20 protein-coding genes and 5 pseudogenes are annotated in these 25,354 nt (G+C 57.9%); 11 read left to right on the forward strand and 14 right to left on the reverse strand.

Annotated features, from left to right (window positions below; all coding sequences use genetic code 11):
- Positions 1 to 46: 46 nt before the first annotated feature.
- Positions 47 to 958: a LysR substrate-binding domain-containing protein gene (locus AC07FD_RS25095; protein WP_478352028.1), complete on the reverse strand. Its 912-nt coding sequence runs from the start codon at positions 956 to 958 to the stop codon at positions 47 to 49.
- Positions 959 to 1,490: 532 nt separating this feature from the next.
- Between AC07FD_RS25095 and AC07FD_RS25100 the strand changes: the two genes are divergently transcribed.
- From AC07FD_RS25100 to AC07FD_RS25120, 5 genes are all read left to right on the forward strand, one after another.
- Positions 1,491 to 2,255 (forward strand): SDR family NAD(P)-dependent oxidoreductase, encoded by a 765-nt coding sequence (locus tag AC07FD_RS25100; protein ID WP_478352029.1) that lies wholly within the window; start codon positions 1,491 to 1,493, stop codon positions 2,253 to 2,255.
- Positions 2,256 to 2,616: 361 nt separating this feature from the next.
- Positions 2,617 to 4,170, forward strand: a complete 1,554-nt coding sequence (locus AC07FD_RS25105; protein ID WP_478352030.1) for a trimethylamine methyltransferase family protein — start codon at positions 2,617 to 2,619, stop codon at positions 4,168 to 4,170.
- 71 nt (positions 4,171 to 4,241) lie between these two features.
- Positions 4,242 to 5,285, forward strand: coding sequence for a mandelate racemase/muconate lactonizing enzyme family protein (locus tag AC07FD_RS25110; RefSeq protein WP_478352031.1), 1,044 nt, complete (start codon positions 4,242 to 4,244; stop codon positions 5,283 to 5,285).
- Complete coding sequence (locus tag AC07FD_RS25115; RefSeq protein WP_478352032.1) at positions 5,282 to 6,337, forward strand: GlxA family transcriptional regulator; 1,056 nt, start codon at positions 5,282 to 5,284, stop codon at positions 6,335 to 6,337. Before AC07FD_RS25110 ends, AC07FD_RS25115 begins: the two co-directional genes overlap by 4 nt.
- 363 nt (positions 6,338 to 6,700) lie before the next feature.
- Positions 6,701 to 7,426 carry a LuxR family transcriptional regulator gene (locus AC07FD_RS25120; RefSeq protein WP_478352048.1) on the forward strand — a complete coding sequence of 242 codons (726 nt, stop codon included), beginning with the start codon at positions 6,701 to 6,703 and terminating at the stop codon, positions 7,424 to 7,426.
- Positions 7,427 to 7,645: 219 nt separating this feature from the next.
- Here AC07FD_RS25120 and tnpC read toward each other — a convergent pair whose 3' ends face one another.
- The 4 genes from tnpC to AC07FD_RS25140 all read right to left on the reverse strand — a co-directional run bounded on the left by tnpC (position 7,646) and on the right by AC07FD_RS25140 (position 11,286).
- Entirely contained in the window at positions 7,646 to 9,331 is a 1,686-nt protein-coding gene (gene tnpC, locus AC07FD_RS25125; RefSeq protein WP_478352033.1) for an IS66 family transposase, read from the reverse strand.
- Between the two features lie 44 nt (positions 9,332 to 9,375).
- The gene (gene tnpB, locus AC07FD_RS25130) at positions 9,376 to 9,720 is read right to left on the reverse strand and encodes an IS66 family insertion sequence element accessory protein TnpB (RefSeq protein ID WP_378976456.1); all 345 of its coding nucleotides are present in this window, start codon (positions 9,718 to 9,720) and stop codon (positions 9,376 to 9,378) included.
- Positions 9,717 to 10,220, reverse strand: a complete 504-nt coding sequence (tnpA, locus tag AC07FD_RS25135) for an IS66-like element accessory protein TnpA (RefSeq protein ID WP_378976454.1) — start codon at positions 10,218 to 10,220, stop codon at positions 9,717 to 9,719. Before tnpA ends, tnpB begins: the two co-directional genes overlap by 4 nt.
- 799 nt (positions 10,221 to 11,019) lie before the next feature.
- Positions 11,020 to 11,286, reverse strand: a complete 267-nt coding sequence (locus AC07FD_RS25140) for a hypothetical protein (RefSeq protein WP_478352034.1) — start codon at positions 11,284 to 11,286, stop codon at positions 11,020 to 11,022.
- 124 nt (positions 11,287 to 11,410) lie between these two features.
- On the opposite strand from AC07FD_RS25140, the gene AC07FD_RS25145 reads away from it, so the two are divergent.
- Positions 11,411 to 11,629: a helix-turn-helix transcriptional regulator gene (locus AC07FD_RS25145; protein WP_378924681.1), complete on the forward strand. Its 219-nt coding sequence runs from the start codon at positions 11,411 to 11,413 to the stop codon at positions 11,627 to 11,629.
- A 563-nt stretch (positions 11,630 to 12,192) separates the two neighbouring features.
- Here AC07FD_RS25145 and AC07FD_RS25150 read toward each other — a convergent pair.
- Positions 12,193 to 12,366, reverse strand: a pseudogene (locus AC07FD_RS25150) (conjugal transfer protein TraD); the annotation flags it as partial.
- Here AC07FD_RS25150 and AC07FD_RS25155 point away from each other — a divergent pair.
- Together AC07FD_RS25155 and AC07FD_RS25160 are read left to right on the forward strand one after the other, a co-directional pair.
- Positions 12,364 to 12,642 (forward strand): annotated as a pseudogene (locus tag AC07FD_RS25155) (MobA/MobL family protein); the annotation flags it as partial. The pseudogenes AC07FD_RS25150 and AC07FD_RS25155 overlap by 3 nt on opposite strands.
- A gap of 49 nt (positions 12,643 to 12,691) precedes the next feature.
- Positions 12,692 to 13,482 (forward strand): annotated as a pseudogene (locus tag AC07FD_RS25160) (IS701 family transposase); the annotation flags it as partial.
- Positions 13,483 to 13,529: 47 nt separating this feature from the next.
- Here the strand turns inward: AC07FD_RS25160 and AC07FD_RS25165 are convergent.
- The 6 genes and pseudogenes from AC07FD_RS25165 to AC07FD_RS25190 all read right to left on the reverse strand — a co-directional run bounded on the left by AC07FD_RS25165 (position 13,530) and on the right by AC07FD_RS25190 (position 19,870).
- Positions 13,530 to 14,546 carry a hypothetical protein gene (locus AC07FD_RS25165; RefSeq protein ID WP_478352049.1) on the reverse strand — a complete coding sequence of 339 codons (1,017 nt, stop codon included), beginning with the start codon at positions 14,544 to 14,546 and terminating at the stop codon, positions 13,530 to 13,532.
- A gap of 985 nt (positions 14,547 to 15,531) precedes the next feature.
- Positions 15,532 to 15,924 (reverse strand): annotated as a pseudogene (locus AC07FD_RS25170) (Lrp/AsnC family transcriptional regulator); the annotation flags it as partial.
- Between the two features lie 262 nt (positions 15,925 to 16,186).
- The gene (locus AC07FD_RS25175) at positions 16,187 to 17,245 is read right to left on the reverse strand and encodes an ornithine cyclodeaminase (RefSeq protein ID WP_378924178.1); all 1,059 of its coding nucleotides are present in this window, start codon (positions 17,243 to 17,245) and stop codon (positions 16,187 to 16,189) included.
- A gap of 2 nt (positions 17,246 to 17,247) precedes the next feature.
- Positions 17,248 to 17,402: pseudogene (locus AC07FD_RS25180) on the reverse strand (arginase); the annotation flags it as partial.
- 42 nt (positions 17,403 to 17,444) lie between these two features.
- Entirely contained in the window at positions 17,445 to 18,524 is a 1,080-nt protein-coding gene (locus tag AC07FD_RS25185; protein ID WP_478352035.1) for a GlxA family transcriptional regulator, read from the reverse strand.
- Positions 18,525 to 18,556: 32 nt separating this feature from the next.
- Positions 18,557 to 19,870: a glutamine synthetase family protein gene (locus AC07FD_RS25190; RefSeq protein ID WP_478352036.1), complete on the reverse strand. Its 1,314-nt coding sequence runs from the start codon at positions 19,868 to 19,870 to the stop codon at positions 18,557 to 18,559.
- Positions 19,871 to 20,218: 348 nt separating this feature from the next.
- On the opposite strand from AC07FD_RS25190, the gene AC07FD_RS25195 reads away from it, so the two are divergent.
- The 3 genes from AC07FD_RS25195 to AC07FD_RS25205 all read left to right on the forward strand — a co-directional run bounded on the left by AC07FD_RS25195 (position 20,219) and on the right by AC07FD_RS25205 (position 22,669).
- Entirely contained in the window at positions 20,219 to 20,989 is a 771-nt protein-coding gene (locus AC07FD_RS25195) for an N-formylglutamate amidohydrolase (protein ID WP_095090345.1), read from the forward strand.
- On the forward strand, positions 20,979 to 21,668 hold the full coding sequence (locus tag AC07FD_RS25200) for a cysteine hydrolase family protein (RefSeq protein WP_245331289.1): 690 nt from the start codon (positions 20,979 to 20,981) through the stop codon (positions 21,666 to 21,668). Before AC07FD_RS25195 ends, AC07FD_RS25200 begins: the two co-directional genes overlap by 11 nt.
- 113 nt (positions 21,669 to 21,781) lie before the next feature.
- Positions 21,782 to 22,669 (forward strand): MurR/RpiR family transcriptional regulator, encoded by an 888-nt coding sequence (locus tag AC07FD_RS25205; protein ID WP_379100260.1) that lies wholly within the window; start codon positions 21,782 to 21,784, stop codon positions 22,667 to 22,669.
- Between the two features lie 48 nt (positions 22,670 to 22,717).
- Here the strand turns inward: AC07FD_RS25205 and AC07FD_RS25210 are convergent, their stop codons facing one another.
- Positions 22,718 to 23,632: a MurR/RpiR family transcriptional regulator gene (locus AC07FD_RS25210; RefSeq protein ID WP_478352037.1), complete on the reverse strand. Its 915-nt coding sequence runs from the start codon at positions 23,630 to 23,632 to the stop codon at positions 22,718 to 22,720.
- A gap of 459 nt (positions 23,633 to 24,091) precedes the next feature.
- Positions 24,092 to 25,213: an aminomethyl transferase family protein gene (locus tag AC07FD_RS25215; protein WP_478352038.1), complete on the reverse strand. Its 1,122-nt coding sequence runs from the start codon at positions 25,211 to 25,213 to the stop codon at positions 24,092 to 24,094.
- Positions 25,214 to 25,354: the final 141 nt, after the last annotated feature.

The following is a 25,354-nucleotide window of genomic DNA, read 5'->3' on the forward strand; positions in this document are numbered from 1 at the left end:
AATCAAGCGATCGCCACCTCCGCAAGCAATTTAATGGGTCCTGATCCTAGTTCCCTCGTTCTTGCGCCGCTATCTCCCGGATCCAGCTGCGCAGGCTTTCTGCGGCAGGGGAAAGCACGCGATTCTCATTCCAGGTGAGATAGTAGCCGCCTAGTGCTGGGAGCTCGAGATCCGTCAGTCTGACCAGTTTCCCTTCATCAATCTGTGCCTTCACAAGGCTGTGCCAGCCCACGGCAACGCCCTGGTCGGCCTGAGCGGCCTGAAGCGCGACAAAGAACTTGCCGAAACGCCGACCGCGAGTCGACCCGTGCGGCACCCCGGCGCGTCGTAAGACCTCGTCCCAGCCAGTCCAGTCCGGATCCACCCAGTCAACATGCAGCAAGGGCAGGTCGGCTAAAGAGTCCGCCGTTGCGTCACGATGTGCGCTTGCAAACCCGGGCCCACATACCGGGTAGATGGTTTCGTCGAAAAGGAGCTCGGCATGTTCATTCGACCACGATCCGAACCCGTAGCGGATGCGCAGTTCGACTTCGGCACGGCGATAGTCTCGAGGGTTGTCCGAAATCAGGTGGTCAACAGCAATGTCCTGATACCGCGTCCAGAAATCCGGCATTCGTGGTATCAACCACATCGAGGCGAAGGCATCGGAGCACGCGAGAGTGACGTACTTCGAGCGGTCGCCGCGCTTCACATTTCGGACGATGTCCGCCGCTCGCGAAAAGCCGCTGGCCAACACGCTGTAGAGCTCTTCGCCAGCACTTGTCAGAGCCACCCCGGTTGCAAGCCGGGTAAATAGTGGCACACCTAGCTCGTCCTCGATCGCTTTGATCTGCCGGCTGACGGCGCCAGGCGTAACGTTCAGTTCCGCAGCCGCCAGTTTGAATGACAGGTGCCGCGCAGACGCCTCAAAAACCGCCAATGCAGTCAGGGAGGGCAAGTCGTAATATCGGCGAACCATCTCAATCTCCTACCATTTTGATGATCACGCGGCACGACCGCCAAGGCAAGGGGGCGGAGAACCCCGGTAACTCGGTTTGTAGAGGGAGGTGATCAACTGCGTTGCAGGTGGTCGCCACGATGATGCTCGAAACCGTTCGCGGCGATACCATGAGGATTGCATGTCATGTCCATTACGACTGAGGCGGCTTACAATCAATCTCCGATGTTTCCTGGTGAAGGGCCCCGGGTACCTCAGGCGGCCGGCTTAAACTCAATAGCTAGATGAGACTTTTTCAGAGCGAACCTCACTGGTCTTCGGCCGCCGTTCAGGCAACATGGTCGTACCTTTGTCTCAGCAAAAAAGGGTGTGGGCGATGACCGATATCGAGAAGACAACTACTGTGATAGCGGCCGATATTGGGCAATCATCTCCGGACAGTTCATTGCGGACGCGGTCCGAGAAGTTGTCACGGGACACCGGCCAGGCTTGTCTTGACCGATCCGGTACGGTGATTGAAGTGAACGCGAAGCCGGTTTATTGAGAACGCCCCATGTGTGACAGGCTTGCAGGGAAGATTGCCATCATAACCGGCGGTGGACGGGGCATTGGCGCCGGGATCGTGCAGCGCTTCGTGGAGGAAGGGGCAAAGGTCGCAATTGTCCAGAGGACATCACCGTCTGACGGGATCCTTGGCGATCGCACCATCTACGTGAAGGCAGACCTGTTAAGTTCTGAGCAGATTAAAGCGGCCGTCGAGACGGTTGTCGAACGGCTGGGGGGCCTTGACATCGTGGTCAACAACGCCGGGATCATGTTCGAGAAAACGATCGAGGGGATGACCGAAGCGGACTGGGACCAGATGATGGACATCAATCTAAAGGCTCCGTTCTTACTGATAAAGGCGGCAATGCCGCACCTTCGGATGCGCGGCAGTGCAAGCATCGTCAATATCGGCTCGATCGAAGGGCTGGCGTCCAATCCGGGGCACACTGCATATTCCGCCTCGAAAGCAGGCATCCATGGCTTCACAGCAGCGGTCGCAGTCGACCATGGGCACGAAGGCGTCCGGTGCAATGCCATTGCGCCCGGCTGGATCAATTCTGACCTCAGCGAAATATACATCAACAGCATGGTCGACAGCTCTCGTGTTCGTAGCGAGTTGCTCGCCATGCATCCGGTGGGGCGCTTGGGCGAGCCGAAAGATGTCGGGAATCTGGCTGTCTGGCTTGCCTCGGACGAAAGTGCCTTCGTGACCGGTCAGGTCTATGTCATCGACGGGGGGCGCACCAGAAAATTGCCTCTTCCTCTTTCGTAAGAGAGCAGGCCCCGGCCGATTGCGGCCTGCGGTCAGTCTGTCCGTTCGGTTCTCGCTGATCTGCCTTGTGACGATTGATAGGTTGCGCGCACCTCCGGGGCGAGACCGGGCTGCAAACTCGCCGACCTGCAGGCGAGAAGCAACTGATCTGATTACCGCGACCGGGTGTTCACTGTGCTATCGCTTGGGTCGGCCGATGCGCTCAAGTACAACTGAGCTGCGATCGTACCCAAGATATGATTGCGACGGCGCTCTACTCAACGCACGGGTGAGACTTTTGCAGTAGGTCAAATGCCCTGGCTCCGGCGATAGTTACTCGCGGTCCGATTTCGGCACTGCGGCACTTTGTTTGGAGGCCGGCATGACTGCTCAACTGCAAGTTTCTCGTAGAGGAGGCCGAGAAGCGCGGCGCACCATACGCACGGCACCAAAGATCGACATGCTGCCGACGCTCACGCGCGGCCTGCCGGTGGTAGAGCCGATGGATGCTGAGCAGGTCGAGCGCGTTCACGAGGCTTCACTCGCAATTCTGGAAGAGGTGGGCGTGGTGTTCCGCGACCCGATCGCGATTGCGGACTGGAAGAGGGCAGGGGCCGACGTCCGTGCGGATGACCGCGTTCATCTCGACCGCGGCTTGGTCATGGAGCTCATCAAGACCATTCCACCCAAGGTCGAATATTTCGCACGTGACCCCTCCAAGAATGTCGAGCTTGGAGGAAACAAATCGATTTTCGTCCCGATGACAGGCGCGCCGTATATGCGCGACCTGGACGATGTGAGGCGAGGCCCCACGATCGCGGATCTCGGTACCTTCCACAAACTGGCGCATATGATGCCGGCGTTACACTCATCGGCGCACCACATCGTCGAACCAATGGACCTTGTCGTCGCGCATCGACACCTGCACATCACCTATTCGTCGATGAAGCATTCCGACAAGATCTTCATGGGCATGACCACTTCGCCGAAGAACGCGGAGGATGTGCTCGACATGTGCGAGATCCTTTTCGGCGAGGGCTTTCTTGAGACGCATGCGGTCACGACAGGAAACTGCAATGGCAATTCGCCGCTGGTCTGGGACCAGGTTATGCTCGGCGCCATGCGGGCCTTCTGCCGACGCAACCAGCCGGTACTGTGTTCGCCCTTCGTTCTCGGCGGTGCGAACACGCCCGCCTCCACCGCCGCGGCCGTCGCCCAGTTGAACGCCGAGGCGCTTTCCGCGCTCGCTTACACGCAGGTGGTACGCAAGGGCTGCCCAGCAATCTACGGACATTACTTAGCGACGGTGTCGATGCAATCGGGAGCGCCGATGGCGGGAACGCCGGAAATTTCACTCATGAATTTCATGATCGGCCAGATGGCGCGTCGCTACAACGTGCCGTGGCGCACTTCGAACCTGCTCGGCGGTGCTAAGGTGTTCGATGCGCAGGCGGGTTATGAAAGCGCCATGACCATGATGGCCGTGCTGATGTCGGGCGCCAACTACATCTGGCATTCGGCAGGTTGGAACGAGGCCGGCATGCATTGCTCGATCGCCAAGTTCGTCGTCGATGCCGAGGTGTGCGCAATGGGCTACCGCATGACGCAGGGCATACAGTGGGATGACTTCGACGAGGCCCTCGCTGCTGTGCGCGACGTTGGGCCGGGTGGGCACTATTTCGGTCACCCGCACACGCAGGCAAACTTTGAACGGGCCTTCTTCATCCCGAAGCTCTTCGACAACAACTCGGTCGAGCAGTGGTACGCTGACGGCTCGAAGGACATCAAGCAGCGGGCGTTGGAGCATGCTCGGCGACTTCTGGCCGAATATCAGGAGCCCACGCTCGACATTGCGAAAGATGAGGAGCTGCGCGCCTATATCGACCGGCGCTCCCGCGAAATTCCCGCTGTTGATGCACTGAATGAAGACTACTGAGCGACGTCATGCGGATAGACCGGATCAACGTTTACACGGCTAATCTGCCAGTCAAAGGTGGCACGTACCGCATGGCGAGCGTCGACGTAAAGTCGCTGGACAGCACGCTTCTCGAGATAGTTGCCGATGACGGTTTAACCGGCTGGGGTGAAACCTGTCCCGTCGGACCGGTCTATCAGCCGCATCATGCATTGGGCGCCCGCGCAGCGATCGCCGAAATTGCCCCGGGCCTGATCGGTTCGGAAATAGCTTCAATCAGGCTTCTCGCCAAACGCATGGACGAGCGCTTGAATGGACACGGGTATGCCAAGGCAGCGTTCGACATCGCCTTTTTAGATCTCCTCGGCCAGCGGCTGGGCGTACCGGTTTCAACGCTGTTGGGTGGCGCGCTGACCAATAGCGTCCCGGCCTACTACTCTCTGATAGTTGGCTCACCCGACGAAACGGCCAGGATTGCCGCAGACAAGGTGAAGGCAGGTTATCCACGCCTGCAGGTCAAGATCTCGGGACGAAATGTCGAAGAGGATGTGGCCACCGTTCACAAGGTTTGGGAAGCGGTCGGCTATGAGGCGCGCATCGCAGTGGACGCCAACAGGGGCCTAACTGTAGCTTCCGCAATTCATCTCGATCGGCTCTGCCAGGCGATCCCATTTATTTTTGAACAGCCTTGCAACACGATGGATGAGGTCGCCACGCTGAGGGGCAGGGTGACGCATCCGGTGTATCTGGACGAGAATACCGAAGATCAGAATGCTGTGCTCAGGGCGATCTCCCTCGGCATCGCGGATGGCTTCGGCTTGAAGGTCACCCGTCTTGGCGGCCTCACCAAAATGACGGCCGTGCGCGACCTTTGCGCCATTCGTTCGCTCCCGCACAGCTGTGATGACGCATGGGGTGGCGACATAATCGCGGCGGCTTGCGTGCATATAGCTTCCACTGTGGAGCCGCGCCGTTTTGAGGGCGCGTGGATCGCGCAGGAATATATCGAAGGACATTTCGACGCGAAGAACCCGGTCGTCATCACGCAGGGACATATCGCCGTCCCGCAACTGCCGGGTCTCGGCGTGAAGCCCGAACTCGGCATGTTCGGCAAGCCGATAGCCACATACGCATGAATGCGCCCGCCAATATCAGCGCCGTGAAGTCGTTGGCGACGCCGGAAATTTCGGCGGCGGCCGACAGACCATTTGATCTGGTGGTTCTGGTGCTGCCAGGGTTTTCGCATCTGGCGCTTTACGCCTACATTGAACCCTTCCGCATTGCCAATACAGTATCACGGCTGCCGCTGTTTCGCTGGCGGATCGCGGGGTTGGACGCGCGGCCAGTCGAGGGCGCCAATGGCCTCGCGATTTCTATTGATGTCACCATAGATGAGCTGACCTCCAACCCGGAGAATCGGAGAGTCGGCCAACTCGCCATCGTTGCAGGCGAGCCTGTAGAACGGCAACTCACGCCGCAACTTAACGGATTTCTTCGGGTGATGGCCCGCCGTGGAGTTCCCATGTCAGCCGTCGGAACAGCGACATGGCTGCTTGCGCAGACCGGCCTTCTGGCGGGCACACGCTGCACGATCCACTGGTCGCGGCTAGCTGCTTTTTCCGAAGTGTTTAACCAGGCGTGTATCCGCGACTCTCTCTTCGTAAAACATGGTCAGTTCTCGACCTGCGCCGGTGAACTGGCAGCCTTCGATCTGGCAGTGGATCTGATCGCTAGCCATGCGGGTGGATTTACCGCGCAGGAGGTTTGCCGTCACGCAACGGTCGAAGGTCAGCGCTCAGGATCGAACCGCCAGACGGGGCCATCAGGTCTAGCATTCGCGGGGGTGAGCGACAAACTTCTGATGGCGATGCGGATAATGGAAGAAAATGTGGAGTTCCCGCTGGCAATGGACGAGGTCGCGCAAAGGGCCGGAGTATCGCGGCGCCAATTGGAACGCTTGTTCGCTTCCCATATCGGACTTCCGCCGGTGCGTCACTATCTCCGGATTCGCACAGACCATGCGAAGCGCCTGATCGAAGGCACGCGGATGCCCATCATCGACGTTGCCATGGCCTGCGGGTTCATGTCGGCTTCGCACTTCGCGAAGTGTTTCAGAGCCTTCAATGGGATGTCGCCGCAGAAGTGCCGGGGGACAGTGCCGGCTTGGGTTGGGCCCGGCTTAAGATGATAGTTATTTCAATTTAGCGCAGAACAGCGGCCCCTTTCTATGACAATGTAACGATGCGTTCTGGATCATTAGCGTCATCTATCCAATGTCCTCTTCTTCGTTCCGACGGACGTTCACGTGGCAATCACCGGATTGACGACGATTTTCGACGCCGATGACCAGTGGTGGCGCAGGATGACTTCTCGCGATTGTATTTCATTTCATCCAAGAAAGACTTTGCTTGCATTATTGTGTTGGCGGATACAACAGCATCTCAGACAAAGCCCGGCCACGTTTGTGCGGGCCGGCTTGCGATGGAGTCTACAAACCGGGTGGCGCGCAGCAGACAGACGGAGGGATTGAGTCAGGATAATGACGAGAGACCTGCCAGCTATCTTCGAGACATTCCTGAAACAGCTGTCGGAGAGTGTCGATCAGACAGATTTCCGCGAAGCAATGGCCAGCGTGGCCTCGAGACTTGATCTACTCACGTTTGCTTATCTGTCCTTGCCACTGCAACCTTCCGGCGAGCCCAGGCTGATCTCGAATTATCCGCCTTCCTGGACCGCGTACTATCTGCGAAACCGGTATCATAAACTCGATCCAATCGTCTTGCGTGCGCGGTGTGGCGGATGTCCTTTTATATGGGAGCCGGATCTTCGTGGCGTTGGGATATCGCAGGTTCAGCAAAGGCTGTTTGCTGAAGCGGCAGAGTTTGGCATCTGTTGCGGATTGACGATTCCGATTGTCGATCGCAGGGGCGGCGTTGCAGCAATGACCTTTGCTGCGGATGAGCCCAATTCTGCGTTCATGCGCGCTGCCGAGAAGCATGAGCAGGCGCTCCAACTCATGGCGACGTACTTTCACATACATGTTCGCCGTAAACTCTCGGGCAATCGAATGGTCGACGGCGTTTTGCTGACACCCCGCGAATATGAGTGCCTGCAATGGGCAGCGCGCGGCAAGTCTGCCTCAGACATGGGCTGCATCTTGGGCGTCAAGCCGCGCACCGCCGCTTTCCATCTTGATAACGCCAAGAAGAAGCTCGGCGTGCGCACCCAAAACCAGGCCATAGCGCTGCTGGCCTCCTCACAGTCTTCAATTCTTTAAGAACTGAATTTCGTCATTTGGTTCCGCCTGTGCCTGTACACCGGCTGTCTCGGCTGGCGCATTCTCCAGTGGGCGTGTGTGGTACCGAGGTTTCAAGGGCCAGGCTCGACTGGGACCTGTCGGACGAAAGGGTCGATATGAAGTACGCATACGACGAAGGCCGCATGATTGGCACATGCGCGTGCGCGTGGCGGGCTCTATGATGGCGTTGCGTGAAGGTCAGGCGGCCTGCTGATCGGCGGGCTTGTCGGCTTCGTGCAGGCCCTTCCATTGCCAAGGCAGTAATTCGTGCAGACGCGAGGTAGGAAGATCGGCGATGCGGGCCAGGACGTCGGCGAGCCAGGCTTTCGGGTCGACGTCGTTGAGGCGTGCCGTGGTGATGAGGGTAAGCATGACGGCGGCGCGGTCGGCGCCGCGCTGGGAACCGGCGAAGGTCCAATTGCGCCTTCCCAGAGCAATGCCGCGCAGCGCTCTTTCGGCCGCGTTGTTGCTGAGGCAGATTCTGCCATCGTTGATGAAGCGGGCGAAGTCGACCCAGCGCCTGAGCATGTAGTTGATTGGCTTCAGAACCTCGGAAGAGCGCGAGAGGGTTTCGCGCTCGCGAAGCAGCCAGGCGTGCATGTCGTCGAGAAGTGGTTTGCTCTTCTCCTGCCGCACGGCATACCGATCGTCAGCGCTGCGGCCGTTGATGGCGCGCTCGATCTCGAACAGCGCGTCGAGGCGCCTGACCGCCTCCAGGGCGATCGGCGAGATCGGTTTGCCCTTCTTGCCATCCCGGGCCTTTTTCGCGATGTCGGCCAATTCGAAGAATCCTCGCCGCGCATGGGCGTAGCAAAAGGCCGGCGTGATCGGCTGCTCCTTCCGCTGCGGGTCAAACAGCGGCTCGAAGCCACTGTAACAGTCGCACTGAAGGATGCCGGCGAACCCGGCCAGATGCTTCTGAGGATGCTCGCCGCGCCGGTCGCTCGAGGCGTAATAGATCGCCGCCGGCGGCGCAGGCCCGGCGAAGGGACAGTCATCGCGCGTATAGGTCCATATGCGCCCGGTCGCGCACTTGCCCTTCGCCAGGATGCGAATGGTGGTGTCGTCGCCATGAAGGCGCTCGGCTGCGAGCACATGGCGTTCGATCAGCTGGAAGAGCGGCATGACGGCGAAGGATCCGTGGCCGACCTGATCGGCCAGCGTCGACAGCGGCAGGTCGATCCCCTCGGCCTTGAAGCGCGCGCTCTGGCGGTTGAGTGGAGCATGCATGCCGAACTTGTCGAACAGGATTGTGGCCAGCAGTTGAGGACCGATGAAGCCGCGCGGCGTGGCATGGAACGGCGCCGGCGGCTGGGTGATCTTCTCGCAATCCCGGCACGTAAACTTCTCCCGGACCGTTTCGATGACCTTGAAGCGGCGCGGGATCTCCTCCAGCGTCTCGGTCACATCCTCGCCCAGCTTGGACAGCCTGGATCCGCCGCAGCAGGCGCAGGTGGTGGGTGACTCGATGACGATGCGCTCATGTTCGATGTCATCCGGCCATGGCTTGCGCACCGGTCGCTTGCGCGTGAAGGGGCGGACCTTCTGGATCTTCGCCGCGGCGACCTGCGCGGCAAGCTCATCCTCGGTCGCCGAGGTGACAAGGTCTTCGAGCTCCAATTCCAACTGCTCGATCAGCCGCGCCGTGCGCTCGGAGCGCTGCCCGTACAGTTCGCGTTTCAGCTTCTCGATGCGCAGCTCAAGATGTGCAATCCGCGCCTCGGTGTCGGACAGCATGGCCTGTGCGTTGGCGGCTTCAGCCTGCCAGCTGGCAGCATCCGCGACCGCCACATCGCGTTCAGCCTGCAACGCCTCACGTTCAGCCAGCAGCGCCACGTAGGCGCTGGCAAGATCCGAGGGAAGATCAACCGGCTTCGAAGTCATGTGCCGATTGAATCACATTCCATTGTATTTTCAATCAAAAAATGCTACCCAACCCGGGTTGGACGCCATGTTTCCTGAGGGTTGCGCCAGTCTATCCCAGACAATAGATAACTCAGCTGTGCTGGAGATACTGTCACAGCTCCACCCTCAACTGTTGGCCAGATGAAGCGGCCGCGCTCAAGCCTTTTTGTGAACAGGCATGATCCTTGGCCATCATGCCAGATGACCTTCAGCAAATTTCCACGCTTCCCCCTGAAGCAAAACATGTTGCCCCCAAGGGGATTATGTTTGAGGACCTCCTGCACCCGGAGCGCCAGCGAGGGAAAGCCACATCTCATGTCGGTGTAGCCTGTGGCAAGCCACACACGCACGCCTTGTGTCGGGATCATCGCAGCATTTCCAGGCCCTGCAAGATCCGCAGCAGGACACTTACGTCGACAGTGCGGTCAACGATCACACGCCGGCCGTTGACCCCGACGATTTCCATCCGGCCACCGGCAGACACCGCTTGGCTGGTCGTAGCTGGTACTTCAGAATGCGATCGCGCAGGAGCCGGCTCTTCCGGCTCTACGTCGTGCAGGCTGGGACCGACAACACCCATGTCAATGAACGCGACCGGTGGGGTCTCAGGCAGCGGTTTGGACTGGCCCAATCGCCCTTGCTGGGCTTGCTTTATCCAGATGAACAAGTGGTTCGCGTTCATGTCGTGACGCCGCGCCACAACCGACACCGGATCACCGGACTCCTGCACCTCAAGCACGATCGCCAGCTTCTGCTCAACCGTCCAGGAGCGGCGCGTCCGCTGTTGGCCCGCACCCGGCGGCAGCGGCAGAGCCGCGGACGTGCTCGCTTCCACCGTCGATGGCTGTTCCATAGCCAGATACTTCATTCGCCAAGCGTCCACTTAATCTAAGCGGACACTACCGCCTCAAGCTACGCGTCAGTAGGCGGCCTCCAGCGTATGCATACGATATGAAATTAGATTGATTCCTTTGACGCTCAGAAGCCGCAACATTTTTATTTAGACTCGATGGCCGCGTGATACCTGACCGACGCCTCCGTGCTCTATGCGAGCTTAGCTCATGGATTTGGGAATGCAGCCGACAAGCCGGATTGGTGGGATGAAGAGTCATACGGCTACACTCTCATCTTGCTCGGTCAGACTGGCTGGGCAATCGGCATTCGGGCAGGATTGGGGCCGCATGGCAATGCTGGAAACTTGCTTGAAATCATTGTGCCGCGCCTCAGCTTGGCATGTTGGGACGTTCGTGGCTAATTATCTCAGGCGTGATACCGCAGTATGCTGGTGTTCAAGCCGAATAGAATGCCCATACGTACTGACTAGGACGTCCAGCTTGTCGTGTCGAGCGTTGGCGTTTTGTTGTCCGTCCACCTCCATGTCGACGTAGTCTGGCCCCCCTGGGCAGCTCGGCAGTCTCAGTGCGGACAGACGCCGGCCAAAGACCCTGTTTCAGCCGGAAGCGCGTGGCCGACATCTGCGGACGTCCCCCAGGTTCTCGACGGGCTCGCCTGGGGAGGCTTCGCGCCGGGAAAATTGCCGTAGCAGCGAACTGCGGGTCCAGGTCGACTGAAAATGCCCGTCATCATCTGCATGGCTGCATCAGTCTACCCCGCCACTGGCCGGGCGCTCGGGAGTTCGTTTTGAAAATCGAGCACCGCGCAATTCGTCAGCTGCCGAACAGTTCCTTGTAGCCGGTGGTCACAATCCAGTTCACACGGTCGAGATGACTGCGGAGAGCCTTTCGGGCGCGCTCCGGTTCCTTTGCCGGATCAATGCCGAGGATCAGATGCGCCATTTCCTCTTCGCTGGCGTCGTCAGCGGATGCGTCCAGGAGCTGCATATAGATCGTGAAATGCTCTTTGTCGTAAGCCGTGAGGCTTTCCGACCAGGGGGCTTCATCGGCGATCGAGGTGTTCGATTTAGGCTGTAACATCGCTCGATTCTACCTCCGGAAAAATGGCCTCCGCGAAGCCCCTCGCCAGCGGATTCAGGTGCTGAATGTGAATTACATATTATAGTTGATAAACTCAAACCGCTCAATCCGCTCGCTTTCCTGCATGGATATGCGCAGGTTGGTCGGACGGAATGTGCAGAAGATCAGGCAACGGCAGCACCTGACGCAGGAGCAGCTTGCCGACATTTCCGGGTTCAGCCAGCAGTACATCAGCGGTTTGGAGAAAGGCCGAAGAAATCCAACAATCATCACGATCTATGAGCTTGCATTGGCCCTCGGCGTAAGCCACACGGATCTGGTTCGGCCCGACAAACAGGCCTGACACACCGACTGCGAAAGTGATGTAATGCTATACGTCTGCGCTGAGGACGAGCGCCGGAAGTTCGTGAACGCAGTCCGATCTTTCGGAAGACTTCAGGTGATCTCGGCCGTTGGCTTCGCCCCTGCTAGAGGTTGAGGGCGCTTGCGCGAACGGATCAGGGGGGAGAGCGAAGGGGCTGGTCCGGCGCTTGAAGAACGACACGCGGGCGATATTCACCGCTGCATCACATGCCGGGCGCGCGGTGGAGTTTCTTCATGCACAGGCGAAGGTTGAGGGCTTGGCTGCGTAATGCTCTGGTCTGCCGGGCAAGGGCGCCACGGGGTCTGCGCTGCGCTGCCCTGGACCGGGCGGGTGCCATGCAAGGTGGGTTATCAGAGCCTTGTTGTTCAGTGATCTCCGACGTTTGTACGCTCGACGGCCTGCGACTTGGAACAGGTAGCTTTCGCAATGCTCCGCCGACGTCAGGTCTTCCACCAGTGGCGCAGGAACAAGTGCAGGTATTGCTTTCCTTCAGTCCCGTTCGAGATATTTGACATCGAGGCCGCGGCGTAGCGCAACCGCCGCTAAGTTCGCTGATCCTTTCCCTCTTCATGCGTTTCCGCATTGAACGCCTGTTTTCCCTTCGCGGCCCATAGGTCGCGCGCATGGTCGCCTTCATGGCTCTGCAGCTTGGCGGCGATCCAGAGCAGTGCGCCGTAGATGGTGGTGCGATCATCGGCAGTCAGATCGACGATGCCGAGGTGCGCAGGGATGCGCAGCTTGCCCGTGAGGTGGAGTTCGCACTCCCGCGTGAATTGAGCCAGGCGCAGGGCATCGAGTTGGCGCGCGACTTTGCCCAAGCCGAGTTTGTCAGCAGGGGCATGGTCGCCGATCTCAATGTGCATTGGGACAGGGCAGAGGATGGCAGCCCCAAGCCTCATGCCCATGTCATGCTCACCATGCGGTCCGTGGACGAGAACGGCTTTGGCGCAAAGGTGCGCGACTGGAACCAAACCGAGCTAGCACTACTTTGGCATTTTTTAGCAACGGGCGAGTTTTTGTGATTCCCAAGAGAGGGTTTGCGTGATTCATGGGAGGTCGGCTTATGGAGGGCCGATCAATGGAGGTGGACTGGCAAGCCGATCTGGATCGCTGGCTCGGGCCGTTTGTCGCGGCGCTACGGCACAAGACGAGGGCACGGATGTGTCCGGCCTATATCGCTGGGTTGATTGGTCCAGGAGATCGCAAGAGCGTTCAGCCGATGGCGGCGCGCACTGGCGAGGTCGGCTACGATCAGCTTCATCATTTCGTCGCTGCCGGAGTTTGGGACAGTGCTCCACTCGAGGCTGCCCTGCTGAAGGAGGCAGATGGCCTGGTTGGCGATGAGGCGGGCTTTCTTGTCATCGATGACACGGCGTTGCCCAAGAAGGGACGTCACTCGGTTGGCGTCGCGCCACAATATGCCTCGTCGCTTGGGAAGACGGCCAATTGTCAATCGCTGGTCTCGGTAACGCTGGCCTCGCGCGAGGTGCCGGTGATGGTGGGCCTGCGGCTATTCTTGCCCGAGAGCTGGACAGATGATCCTGAGCGCATGGCGCGAGCCCATGTGCCGAAGGATAGACAGACTGCTCTGACAAAGCCGGAGATTGCGATCGAGGAGATCGACCGCGTCATCGCCTCCGGTGCGCGTTTTGGCTGTGTGCTTGCCGATTCAGGGTACGGCTCCAGCGGGCCTTTCCGTCAGGCTTTTGAGCGAGCGCGGTCTGCTGTGGGCGGTGGGTCTGTCGCGACGCCAGAACGTCTATCCCGCCGACGTTGCCCTGATTTTCCCCGTCGCGAAGACTGGAAAGCCCCGCAAATACCACATCCCTGATAATCATCCCAAGATAAGGCTTTGCATGCGCGTGGCGAAGTAGAGGACCTAGAGAATCGTAGTGTTGAAGATCGCCGCGTGGCCGACATAGTAAGCGAAGAGCGTTGCTGTCAACGCCGCACATAATCCGACCGGAGCGAGCCAGGCCGCGGGAGTGTCGGTCTCCTTAGGTCGCTGATCGGAAAGGATCGCGACGAAGACGACGATGATGGCCGAGTGCCCGATCACATCCAGCTTGCCGAATTCGAAGCACGCGCTGATGAACATCTCAATCAACACGGCCGCCGCAACGCGCCGGACCAGCGGCGTCCAAGCCAGGGCAAAGGCGAGCGTGAACTCGATCATGCCCGCGGCTCGCATGTAGAACTCGTTGTTGAAGCCAAGGGTGATACCGGGGTGCTCGATCAGGAGCGGGAAGCTCCATTCGGGATAGGCCCACTTCTCGACCGACGCCCACATCAAGGTGACGGCGGTCGCATAGCGCACGACGTCGAGCGGCTGAATGCCGAATAAGTTCTTTTGCAACCCGGTGAGAGCGAGATAGGCCGCAAGCCCCAGAAAGATCGGATAGTCAGCCAGATGAAACGCGCCGTAATCGCGCACGGCTAGCCCGAACAGGACGACGATCCCCGCGGCGGATAGGGGTGTGGTGCGGCGTGACAGCAGACCGGCCGCGATGGCGAGCTGCAAAGGCCCCACCAATGCGGACGTCGTTTTCAATTCAGGGGTTAAGAGGATGCCTCCGACCGCCCAGAGCGAGATGAAGAAAAACCCACAGATCGCGCGGACCATCGTCTCGGTATGCAGCAGCAAGCCCTCCGTGAAGCGGTTGAGCGAGCGGGTTATCATCTCGCCTAGAGACGTCCGCTCCACCACGCAGCCGGAAAAGATACAGAGCAAGGCAACGCCCAGGAGGAGCTCGAAATCCTGACAAAGGACGTTTTCGAGGCCGCGCGGCTGGCCGGCAACGTCATAGGCAGAGAACCATTTGACGTGGGCGCTGGCAGCCCGGGTCCCGAGGATACAGAAGGAAAATCCCGCAATGGACTTAGCAAACAGGAACATTCCCCGAGAGGCGGAAAGGGGATCCCGCCCAAAAAATCTGAACATTTCGAAAGAATCCCCGTTTTGGAAGGCACAGCTTTAACGATTCACCTTTAGGATGAATTTTAAGGTCATGGACATCCTCTGCACCCGCCGGTTGTCGGGTGGTTATCCGGCCTCGGGCTGAGATGGCAGAAGGCCCCTATGAGGACTTTGAGGCCGCACTCGAAATGGCACCTGCCGCGCTTGCGGTATATGCCAAAGCGGCCGTAACTTCCCCGTTTTGCGAGAGCCGATGCCTGGCCAACCTGAGCCCGTTTTCGGTTTCATTCTTGCACCTGAATCCGAGAGCGTTTGACAGGCAACTTCTACAGTACGGTCGAGCCTCTTCGTTACTTGCATGCACTCCCGGCGTGTCATGGACAGTTCTCGACAAGGGCGGTTTCAATCCCGGTGCAGTTGACCTCCCTTTCAGGCCGGCCTTGGCGGAGCACCCACGGCAGGCGCCGCTTCCATCGTTCACCTCGCCGCAGAAGAACATCTGTCTGCCACCGCTTCTTCTTGCGAGTTCGTCTGTCTTCAGTCGGTGCGTTCGATGCCTCCAGAATCTTCGCTTCCCCAAACGTCGGCGGCATAGGAGCGATACGTCGGGCGTGGTCACCTCCTTGGCGTCGGATGCTTCATCAATGGTGGCCATGGGCCGAGAGCGAACATCTTCACAAGGAAAAATCGGCGCTTCAGCGATCGCTTCCGCCTCCGCGATATCATTCGTGATAGCGGCCAGGTCGATGCCGGCCCAGATTGATTGTGGCCGCTTCACGAGCTCACGCTTCTGTTTGATCTCGACGACAAAGGGTCGCTGCTTCCTCATAGTGCTCTCGGGGACTCGGGAGAGTTGCGAATGTCGTCTAGGCCGATAGCTCGCTTTCGTCCACCCGCCCCACGTATTCTCCAACGGTTTTCGAAGACCTTGATGTCTTCGACGCCAAGACGCCAGCGGCTCACCGCCGACCTCCCGGCCGGCACTCTCGATCTGCTGTCCTTGTGTCAGTGCGATCGCTACTACGATCACCTTCAGCACATAATCGACGCCGCCGCCCACCGACCAGCAGGCGACGATTTCGGGAATATCGCGGATGACGCGCTCGAAGTCGGCCTAGCGGTGGCTGGCTAAAGTCACCTCCATCAGCACGGTCGCCACCGGCGCGATCGTGCGCATGGCGATCGCGCCGTGATAGCCGGACACGATGCCAGCCCTCTCCAGCTTGCGCAGCCGCATCCAGCACGGCGTCGGCGACAATCCGACCTTGTCGGCCAGCGCCAGCTTGGCAATGCGCCCGTCGCGCTGGATGGCGTCGAGGATTTTGAGATCGATCGAATCGAGTTTCGCTGCAGTCATCACCGTTCACTTTTTTCTCACTACCATGTTCGTGTCCTGAGGGCAGTCTGGATGCCGCAAGTTTGTCGTTTGAGAGGAGTGATCAAAATGCCGATCTATATTCGGTGCTTTAGGCCCGCTTCAAGCTCGAGGTTATAAACAAAATTGGCGCCCAGAGATTGGCCAACACCGGCTTGTGGGTTGATGGATAGAGAATGCTTGATTGAAGGTGCACGTCCGACTGGCCGGGGACACTAAGATCAGACGCTTTGGGCGCGTTTCCTCAGGCGGCCGGCTGCAAGGCGGCCCTGAGCAGCATGCCGAACAGATCGCGCGGCTCGTCGGGATCGGCGAGCAGGTCGAGCTCTTCATAAAGGCCGGTCGCCTTGAGCTGATCGCGGACGTAGCGCAGCGCAGAGAAATCCTCGGTGGCGAAGCCGACGGAATCGAACAGCGTGATCTGCTCCGGCGTCTTGCGGCCTTGCGCCTGGCCGGTCATCACCTGCCACAGCTCGGTCACCGTATGGTCGGCATCGAGCTGCTGGATCTCGCCTTCGATGCGGGTCTGTGGGGGAAACTCGACGAAGATATCCGATCGCAACAGGATGTCGCGATGCAGTTCGGTCTTGCCGGGGCAGTCGCCGCCGACGGCGTTGATGTGGACGCCCGAGCCGACCATGTTGTCGGTCAGGATGGTGGCGCATTGCTTGTCGGCCGTAACCGTGGTGATGATGTCGACGCCTTCCACCGCATCCTGACCGGTCGTGCAAATGGTGATGTCAAAGCCCTTGCCGAACAGGTTGCGGGCGCATTTTTCCGAAGCCGAGCGGTCAATGTCGTAGAGCCGCAGCCGGTCGATGCCGGTGAGCGCCTTGAAGGCGATGGCCTGGAACTCGGACTGGGCGCCGTTGCCGATGATGGCCATGGCGCGTGACCCCTTGGGCGCCAGGTATTTGGCCGCAAGCGCGGAGGTGGCTGCGGTGCGCAGCGCCGTCAGGATGGTCATTTCACTGAGCAGCATCGGATAGCCCGAGCCGACATCGGCCAGCACGCCGAAGGCGGTGACCGTCTGGCGGCCCTCGCGCATGTTCTTGGGATGGCCGTTGACATATTTGAAGCCGTAGAGCCGGCCATCGCTGGTCGGCATCAGCTCGATGACGCCGTCATGGCTGTGCGAGGCGATGCGCGGTGTCTTGTCGAACAGCTCCCATCGGCGGAAGTCTTCTTCGATGTAGCCGGCAAGCTCGGTGAGAAACCGTTCGATCCCGATGGCGAGCACCAGCTTCATCATGCGGTCGACGCTGATGAAGGGGACGATGGCAAGGCGAGAAGGCTGGGTCATGGTCAGATGCTTCCGGAATGACTGCGGGTCGGGTGGTCCATGATGCGACGGCCCATCAGGCTGGCGGTGAGGTCGACCATAGGGTCGCGGTGCGGTCGCGCTCGTCCAGGAACGGGTTCAGCTCGACGAGGTCAAGGCTGGATACCAGGCTGCTGTCGGACACTATCTGCGGCCTCCGGGCGAGTTTCCGGAACGTGAATCACCTTGCATGCACCATTTCCCCGATTGATGACCTCATCACCGGCAATGGTGCGGGTGCGTCCGCAGCGAAGGTTCCGTGCCCGCTCCGTCGGCGTTCTACGACTTCCGAGCGAGCCTCACGTGGAGCCAGTCCATAATTCTCGCGATATGCCTTTGAAAAGTGCGAGGCCGAGATGAAACCACAGGCCATCGCGATCTCGACGATTGGAAGTTGCGAGTTCAAGATCAACAAGTGCGCGCGCTCAAGTCTCATCTCGAGATAGTATCGCGCAGGCGAACGTCCTATTTGTTGCGAAAAGATGCGTTCAACTTGGCGCCGAGACAAGCGGCTGGAGGCAGCGATGTCTTCGAGCGCGACTGGCTCGTCGAGATGCCTCTCCATCTGCTCGATGATCTTCAACAGGCCGTCATGGTGAATGGCCGCGCCTGCATGCAGAGGTAGTCTCTGACGATCTCCAGGTTGACGGACCGTCATAGCGACCGCCTTCTCGCACACCCGGTTGGCTGTAGGGGATTCATAATCTTCTCTGACGAACTGCACGAACATGTCGAAAGCAGCATCTCCGCCAGAGCAGGAGTACGTGTCTCCGTCGATCTCATAAGCAGCTTGAACAGCAGCGATACGTGGAAATTGTTCAACGAACGAAGGGAACTGTTCCCAGTGTACTGCACATCTTCGTCCATCCGCCAGACCGGTCTGGGCGATGCTGAAGATCCCGCTCGCGATCCCGACCAGACACAGTTTCCTAGCCCGGCATTCTCGCAACCAGCCATGCAGGGCCCGATTTGCGGCAAGTGGGTGGCTACCCCCGCAAATTACGGCGACTGAAGGGGACCAGCCCGTTTTGCCAAGGAGGCCGCGTTCCTCCTTGAGCGACGTATCAACGGAGATCGTAGGTCCACAACTCGATCTCACAGAGAGTCCGTCGTCAGATACAACTCGCCAAGCGTAAACCTCCGATTCGAGCACTTCGTTGGCAAGCCGTAAGGCCTCGACTGCAGAAGAAAAGGCCTGCAGCGAAAATCCAGGCTCCAGATAGAGACTGAACAGACGTTCTGCTCCCTTTATCTTCAGCATCTCTACGCCTCTCACGAAGTGCCTTCTTGTTATCAGTACACTTTTGAATAAGCGGCACAGCGCTCTTTGACGGTGCGATCGCTCAGATGCGCGATTTCGGCACGCTTGTGTGCAGTATAAATCGAGGCAAAGCCGTCCGGAAACCAACGCGTTACAACATCGTTCTGCTCAAAACGCAGCAAAGCCTCTTCCAGGGATTGTGGTAGCCGCTTGTAACCGCGATCAGACAGCTGGGCCTCAGACAGCACGGATAAGTTCTCCTGAGTTACCTGAGGTGTGGGGAGACCGTCTTCGATGCCCTGGGCACCTGCATGGAGAATCGATGCCAAGGCCAGATATGGCGAGGCGGCGGCATCGGCCGCACGGTACTCAAAGTTATATTGCCTGGCGATCTTCTCGGGATCTGCGAAGGTAGTGGGACAGATTCGGACTGAAGCCTCGCGATCGCGGAAGCCAAGATTGTTATATGCGGCGCTCCAGCGGTTTGGCGTCAATCGCAGATAGGAAATGTCAGATGGCGCGGTTAGCGCAACGATGGAGTCGAGATATTTGAGTACGCCGGCGATGAATGACCCGGTAATTTTGGACATGCCGAACGGGTCGTTCTCATCATACGTTGCCGGGGAGCCATTCCCATCCAGGAAGCTCATATGGATGTGAACTCCGTTACCGACGCTGGAGGGGTCCAAAATTGGTGCGAACGTCACCTGCTCACCGCAGCGTTGCGCCGCCATGCGGGTCAACTCCCGAAGAATTACCGCTTGGTCGGCAGAGCGATGACCCTGAGCGGGGCCATTGGTAACCTCGTACTGGTTTGGACCAAATTCCTTCATGAAGGTATCGGGCGTCAGGCCTGCCTGAGCGAGAGCCGACATTAAAGCCTCTCCGAGCTGCCGCCGCCGAGTAAACCCGCGCAAGCTGTAGGCGTCGGGAAGAACCTCGCCGGCGTCGAGCATCTGGAATTCATGTTCGAAAGCGCTCACAAGCTCGATACCGCCGCAAGATCGGAGCCGCTCAAGCGCCGCTTTAAGAATCGAGCGAGTACAACAATCCCATGGGCGGCCATCGAGATCGGTGATATCCCCCAACATGAAATGCTCAACCAGGCCGCCGTCTGCGAAGTCGACCTCAACGCGCGCTTCAGGATCAGGGATCAGAAGGAGATCGCCGAGCGAGCCAAAGGGGCTTGGAGCGATCGCGTCGAAGCAGGTAATCATTACATTCGTCGGCGTCCAGCCGATTCCACGCTTAAGGCGCTTATCCAGTTCCAACACTGGAAACGCTTTACCACGTGTTCTCCCGGCGATATCGGACGTAGCTGCGAAGACAAGCGGGTTCGAAATCATCGGTGTCCTTCAAAACGTTGGGCAGCAGAACAAGATCGTGAGGTTCAAATTAGTCAGTTTCATAACGTACGCCAGTGCTCCGCAGCCATAGGCAACCCCACCACCGCGATAGCCTGTCTCGAAACGACCATGTTGCCTTCAGTGCACAAAACCTCAATGAAATTTTTTTGTCAATAACAAATACTGAGTTGACATTGAAAATGAAATCTCGTCCTGTTTGCAACGAACGGTGGGAGCACGCGGCGGGGCTTCTTGAGAGAGTTGGTCCCCAGGGACATTTGCAATCTCAATGCATTGGTGGCTCAGGCGTCGGCAAGCCCGTCGATCTCTCGAAGGACAGAGAATGGCATGAAGCAGGGTTATGATACGCTACGCTTGCTGGGGCAGGGCGATCCGGACCCGTTTGAGGTCATGAATCCCGACGGGTCAAGTCCTGTGCTCCTGGTGTGTGAACATGCGGGGCAGGCGATCCCCGCGGCGCTCGGAAATCTGGGCATTTCTCTTGAGGTGCTTGACGATCATGTCGGCTGGGATATCGGGGCAGCCGAAGTGGCACGGCTTTTGGCGCGGCGGCTAGATGCTGTTGCTGTCTTTCAGCCGTACAGCCGCCTGGTCATAGATTGCAACCGGCCGCCGGAGGCATTCGATGCTATTCCTGCAACAAGCGATGGGATCAGAATACCCGGCAATCAGGAAGTCGACATTGCCGATCGCGCGGCTCGCGTGGCCGAGATCTTCGAGCCTTTTCACACAGAGATCAGTCGACGTCTAGAGGAGGGTCGACACACAGTAGCGATATCGGTTCACAGTTTCACTCCTCGCATGAACAACGTGTGGCGCCCGTGGGATATCGGTTTCCTATTCCGTCGTGACACGGACACGTCAGCGCGCCTGAGAGACTCTGTTACACGCAGGTATCCGCGTTTACGCGTGGGAATGAATGAACCCTATCAGGTCAACGACTCGAGCGATTGGTTTGTGCCCCGGCATTGCGAGACACGTGGCTTGAACAACAGCCTGATTGAGATCCGAAATGATCATCTGCGGACGGCTGAAGGTCAGAAGCTTTGGGCCGATATCGTCGCATCATCGATCGAAGACTATTTGAATGGGAACTGAAATGAGTCTTACTCGCAATGTGCCCTTGGTGCCGGAGCAATCGGCCTTACTTTTTGTCGATGTCCAAAATTTCAGCGCTCACCGTGACGGAGCCGAATTTTCAGGGCTGCCGAAAGCAGATTTTGCAGCGAAGTATGGCTGGTATTTCAGTGAGCTTGAGGCTCGGGTCATTCCGAACATGCAATCTTTGCAAGCCGCCTTCAGGAAGTCTCGTATTGAAGTAATGTACACAACGATCGAAAGCTTGACAGCTGATGGTCGGGACAGATCTCTCGACTACAAGATCACTGGGTTCCATGTCCCAAAGGGGTCATGGGACGGTAAGGTAATCGACCAGATAGCTGTGCAGGGTGATGAGATAGTTCTACCCAAGACGTCATCGTCCGTCTTCATTTCCACAAATATCGATTACATCTTGCGGAATCTCGGTGTTAAACAGCTCGTACTCGCAGGGTTGGTTACCGACCAGTGTGTAGAAGGCGCAATCAGGGATGCCTGTGACCTTGGCTATCTCGTCACACAGGTTACAGATGCATGCCTGACTTATACCCGGGAACGCCATGATAGCTCGCTACGGGCGATTAAGGGGTATTGCCGTCAGGTCACGACCCGTGAGCTCATTGCCGAAATACAAGGCCTGGAACACGCCCCTAAGCCGCTAACGCCCAGTGCTGGTTAGAGCAGCCCTCTTTCTCGTGGCGGAGCGCTGGAGCTTGCTAGCTAGGTCTCACTCCCCCATACTGAAAACAGCAGTGCTTAAGGGTTTGCGGGGTGGCCGGCTTTGGAGAGATTATGACCGATAGCACAATTCCGGGCGAGACCGTAAGGGAGCAGATAAGGAGAGCAGCAGATTCTTTAACCGCCACGGAGCGGCGCTTATCTGCGCTAATTCTGTCGAATTATCCGTTTGCCGGACTTGAGCCAATCCAGGTAATTGCGACCTCCTCAAACGTCTCTGCTCCCTCTATCTCACGCTTCGTGAGTAAACTCGGCTACCAGGGTCTGCAGGAATTCCAACAACAACTTATAAAGGAACTGAAGCAAGGGCAAAAGTCTCCGCTCGATTTGCGGACAACAACAAGCGGTATAACGGACGAGTTTTTCGAGAACTTTATCCTAAAATCAACCGAGTTGCTAAAGGCATCCGCCGGGGCGATCACTGCCGCCCAGTTTGAAAGAGTAGGGGCACTAATTTCCGACCCGCGATCTGATATATTTACCTTGGGTGGTCGGATCAGCGATCTAGTTGCGCAGTATTTGTCTAGGCACTTGAAACAAATCCGCGCTGGTGTTCATCAGGTATCGTCCGAGGATGACTGGTGGCCAGAGTATATAATGCGAATGCGGCAAAGGGATGTATTAGTCCTAGTCGATTTTCGAAGGTACCAACGTTCCCTTGAAGAGTTCGCCGAAAGAGTGTCAAAGCACTGCGGGCTGAAGATCATCCTGATAACGGATCGATGGATGTCTCCAATCTCCAAATATGCATCAGAAGTGATAGCGCTGCACATTGAGAACGAGACTGCATTTGACAGCAACGTTGCCGCGTTCGCGTTGATCGAGGCGCTCATAACCCGGGTCGCCGAGGCGAACTGGCCCCAGGCAAGCCAGCGGATAAAAAAATGGGACTCGTTGAGGACTTCGGTCTCGCATCAGAGAGAGCCAGTGAGGGAGTCATAACTAAAGAAAAGCTAAGGCTAATGGAAGGGAAGATGCTCTTTGGGTCGGCTATTGGAGTTTTTGACGAGAACTCCCGTTGCTCTGATTTTTGTGCGCGTGGGCCTCGTTAAGTGTCACATTGCTCTCGTGACGGATTTGTTCGAGTTCCTCAATCCGGCGGCGTGTCCGCTCGCCGGTGGCTGCAAAAATCTGAGCAACGACGGCTTCGATCTGCGCCACTGCCGGTGCCATCGTGTCATAGGGCGAACTGACTTCGATCGGGCACGAAAGGGTAACTTCGGCGAAATCGGAAATCGGCGATGCCCATGGATCGGTGAACAGGAGGATGCGAACGTTACGGGCGGCGGCTTGTTCGGCAAAAGCGACCACGTCGCGTTGGTAGCGGCGGTAGTCAAAGACGATCAGAACGTCTCTCTTTCCTAAATCGACCAACAGATCCAGTTGCTGGGCGGATAGTGTCTCGATGTAGGCGACGTTGGCTCGAAACTGCGATAAGTAGCTTGCCAACATTCCCGCGACGTGCCGACTGTAGCGTCCTCCGAGCAGGACCACCTTACCTTTGGAGTCCATGACAAGTCGGGCTGCGCGCTCATATGTAGCCAGCGGAGTGGTCGTCAACGCCTTGTCGAGGCTCCCGGCAACCGAATGCATGTAGGCTATAGCCGCGCCTTGTTCGCCGTCGGTGGCCAACTCTGGCCGCTTCGCTCCCATCATAAGCAGTGGCGAATGCAATCGCGCTTCGATGTCGGCGAGCAACCGCTGCTGGAAGTCGGGAAAACCTTCAAAGCCGAGCTTGATGGCCAGGCGAACCACAGTGGGGTCACTGACCCCAGCACGCTTCGCCAAGCTCGTTGCGGTGCCTAGCCCGGCCGTCGGATAATCGGTGAGTAACACCTGAACAATGCGCTCCTCCGACGGGGTGAGCGATAAGCCGCCTTGAAGCAGCATGTCTCGAAACTGCATCAATCAGTTCCCCTTGAGCTCGTGAAGAGGAAATTACAAATCCTCGTGACCTGCGTCAACATGTCAATTTCTGAATCGCATCGAGCGACTCAAAAAGGCAAGCGCTCTGCAGAAATAGGTTTGTCCGCTCCACAGCTTTCAGCCCAAGGGCGAATGGCATGATCACAGAATAAGGGTAACCTACGAGGGCGCGTCGACCGCAGACCCTTGTCGAATGACTCGAACTCGACCTTGCGATGGACCTCTCCGACAAAGGCTGTTGATGCCGTTGCGGTGGTTGGCCGCTCTTGTTTGGTGCGAAAGTGGCTTGAGACTGTCTTCCGAGACAGACCTATGACGGTATCCTTGTTTTACCGCCAAGGAGGTCTCGCCGGGCAAGGGTGCCGCTGGGGCCGGCCAGCATCGCTGCTTTGCCCGGCCCCACGCTCGGAAGACGGCGAGATGTCTAACTGAGCTAGGTCAAACCTTGAGCATCTCGCGGGGATTTACCCTGACGCGCTCGCCTTTGGGATCGAAGAATCGGTAGCTGGCGGTGACTTTCACCTTTTTGGGACCGCCGTTGGATTGAACCTCCAACTCCGTACCTGGCTCGGCGAATTCGCTATTGACCCATGCTCGTCCAATATTGCGTTCGAGCAGTGGGCTGACCCAGCCGATCGTCGTTTCACCTGCGTTCTTCTTGGGACCACAGGTCAGCTTTAAACCTCCCGCTATCTGAGGTTCCGTTGTGTCGGCCTCTATTCCTACGAGTTTGGTGCGGAGGCCTGCTTGCTTGCGGCGCAGCATCTCATCTCTGCCATGGAAAAAGCCCTTGTCAAAAGCTACGGACCATCCAAGGCCATATTCAAGAGGGGAACCTCCCGCATAAAAGTCGGCTCCGAACAGAAAGCCTTTATCAACCGCGATTGGGAAGGCGGCCATCAGTCCGGCCGGGCCGCCACCGTACTTCGCGCAATACTCAGTGAACTTTTCCCACATGCCGTGAGCATATTCAGGCCCGAAATGGACCTCGTAACCCAGTTCACCTGAAAAGCCCACTCGTGCAATCGTGGTTGGAACGCCATGGAAATCAACATGCACTAATCGGTTGTGCTCGAGATCTGCAATGTCCACGGCTTGTTGAAGTACATTGATCGACTTTGGGCCCTGTATGGAAAGGAACGTGTTAGACAATTCAGTGACCCAGACCTTTCGACCATCTGCCTTTTCCATAATCCACTTGCGCGAGGCGTCGCGAGTAATTCCACCGTGGATCATAAACTGATCTTCGCTAATCCAAAAAACGATAACGTCGTCGATTAGACTAGCCTTGTCGTCAAGGATACTTGAGTAAATAGTGCCGCCAGGGGTGATCTTTCCCAAGTCGTTTACGATAAGTTCCTGTATGAATTGAAACGATTCCGGTCCGCACACCCCAAAACAACTCTGGAAATCATACTCGGCAAAGCCGACATTGGAGCGGACCATCATGTATTCTTCGTTTGAAGAAGTTATGTGCGAAGCGACTTTCCAGCCTCCAAAGTCAATCATGGGGGCGCCAAGCTTCTCGTATATTGAATGATATGCCGTTCTTTTTTCCATGTTATCCTCCAAATTTAACAAATGGCTATCTTTGTCGGCCGATCCGCGACATTGGCGCCGTTCTCAGAACGGGAACCCCACTTAGTCTCCGATGCTTGATAGGCTGCCAGCATGTCCTCGATCCCGGCGTCCATCCTGCAT

This window comes from Mesorhizobium waitakense (assembly GCF_056431085.1).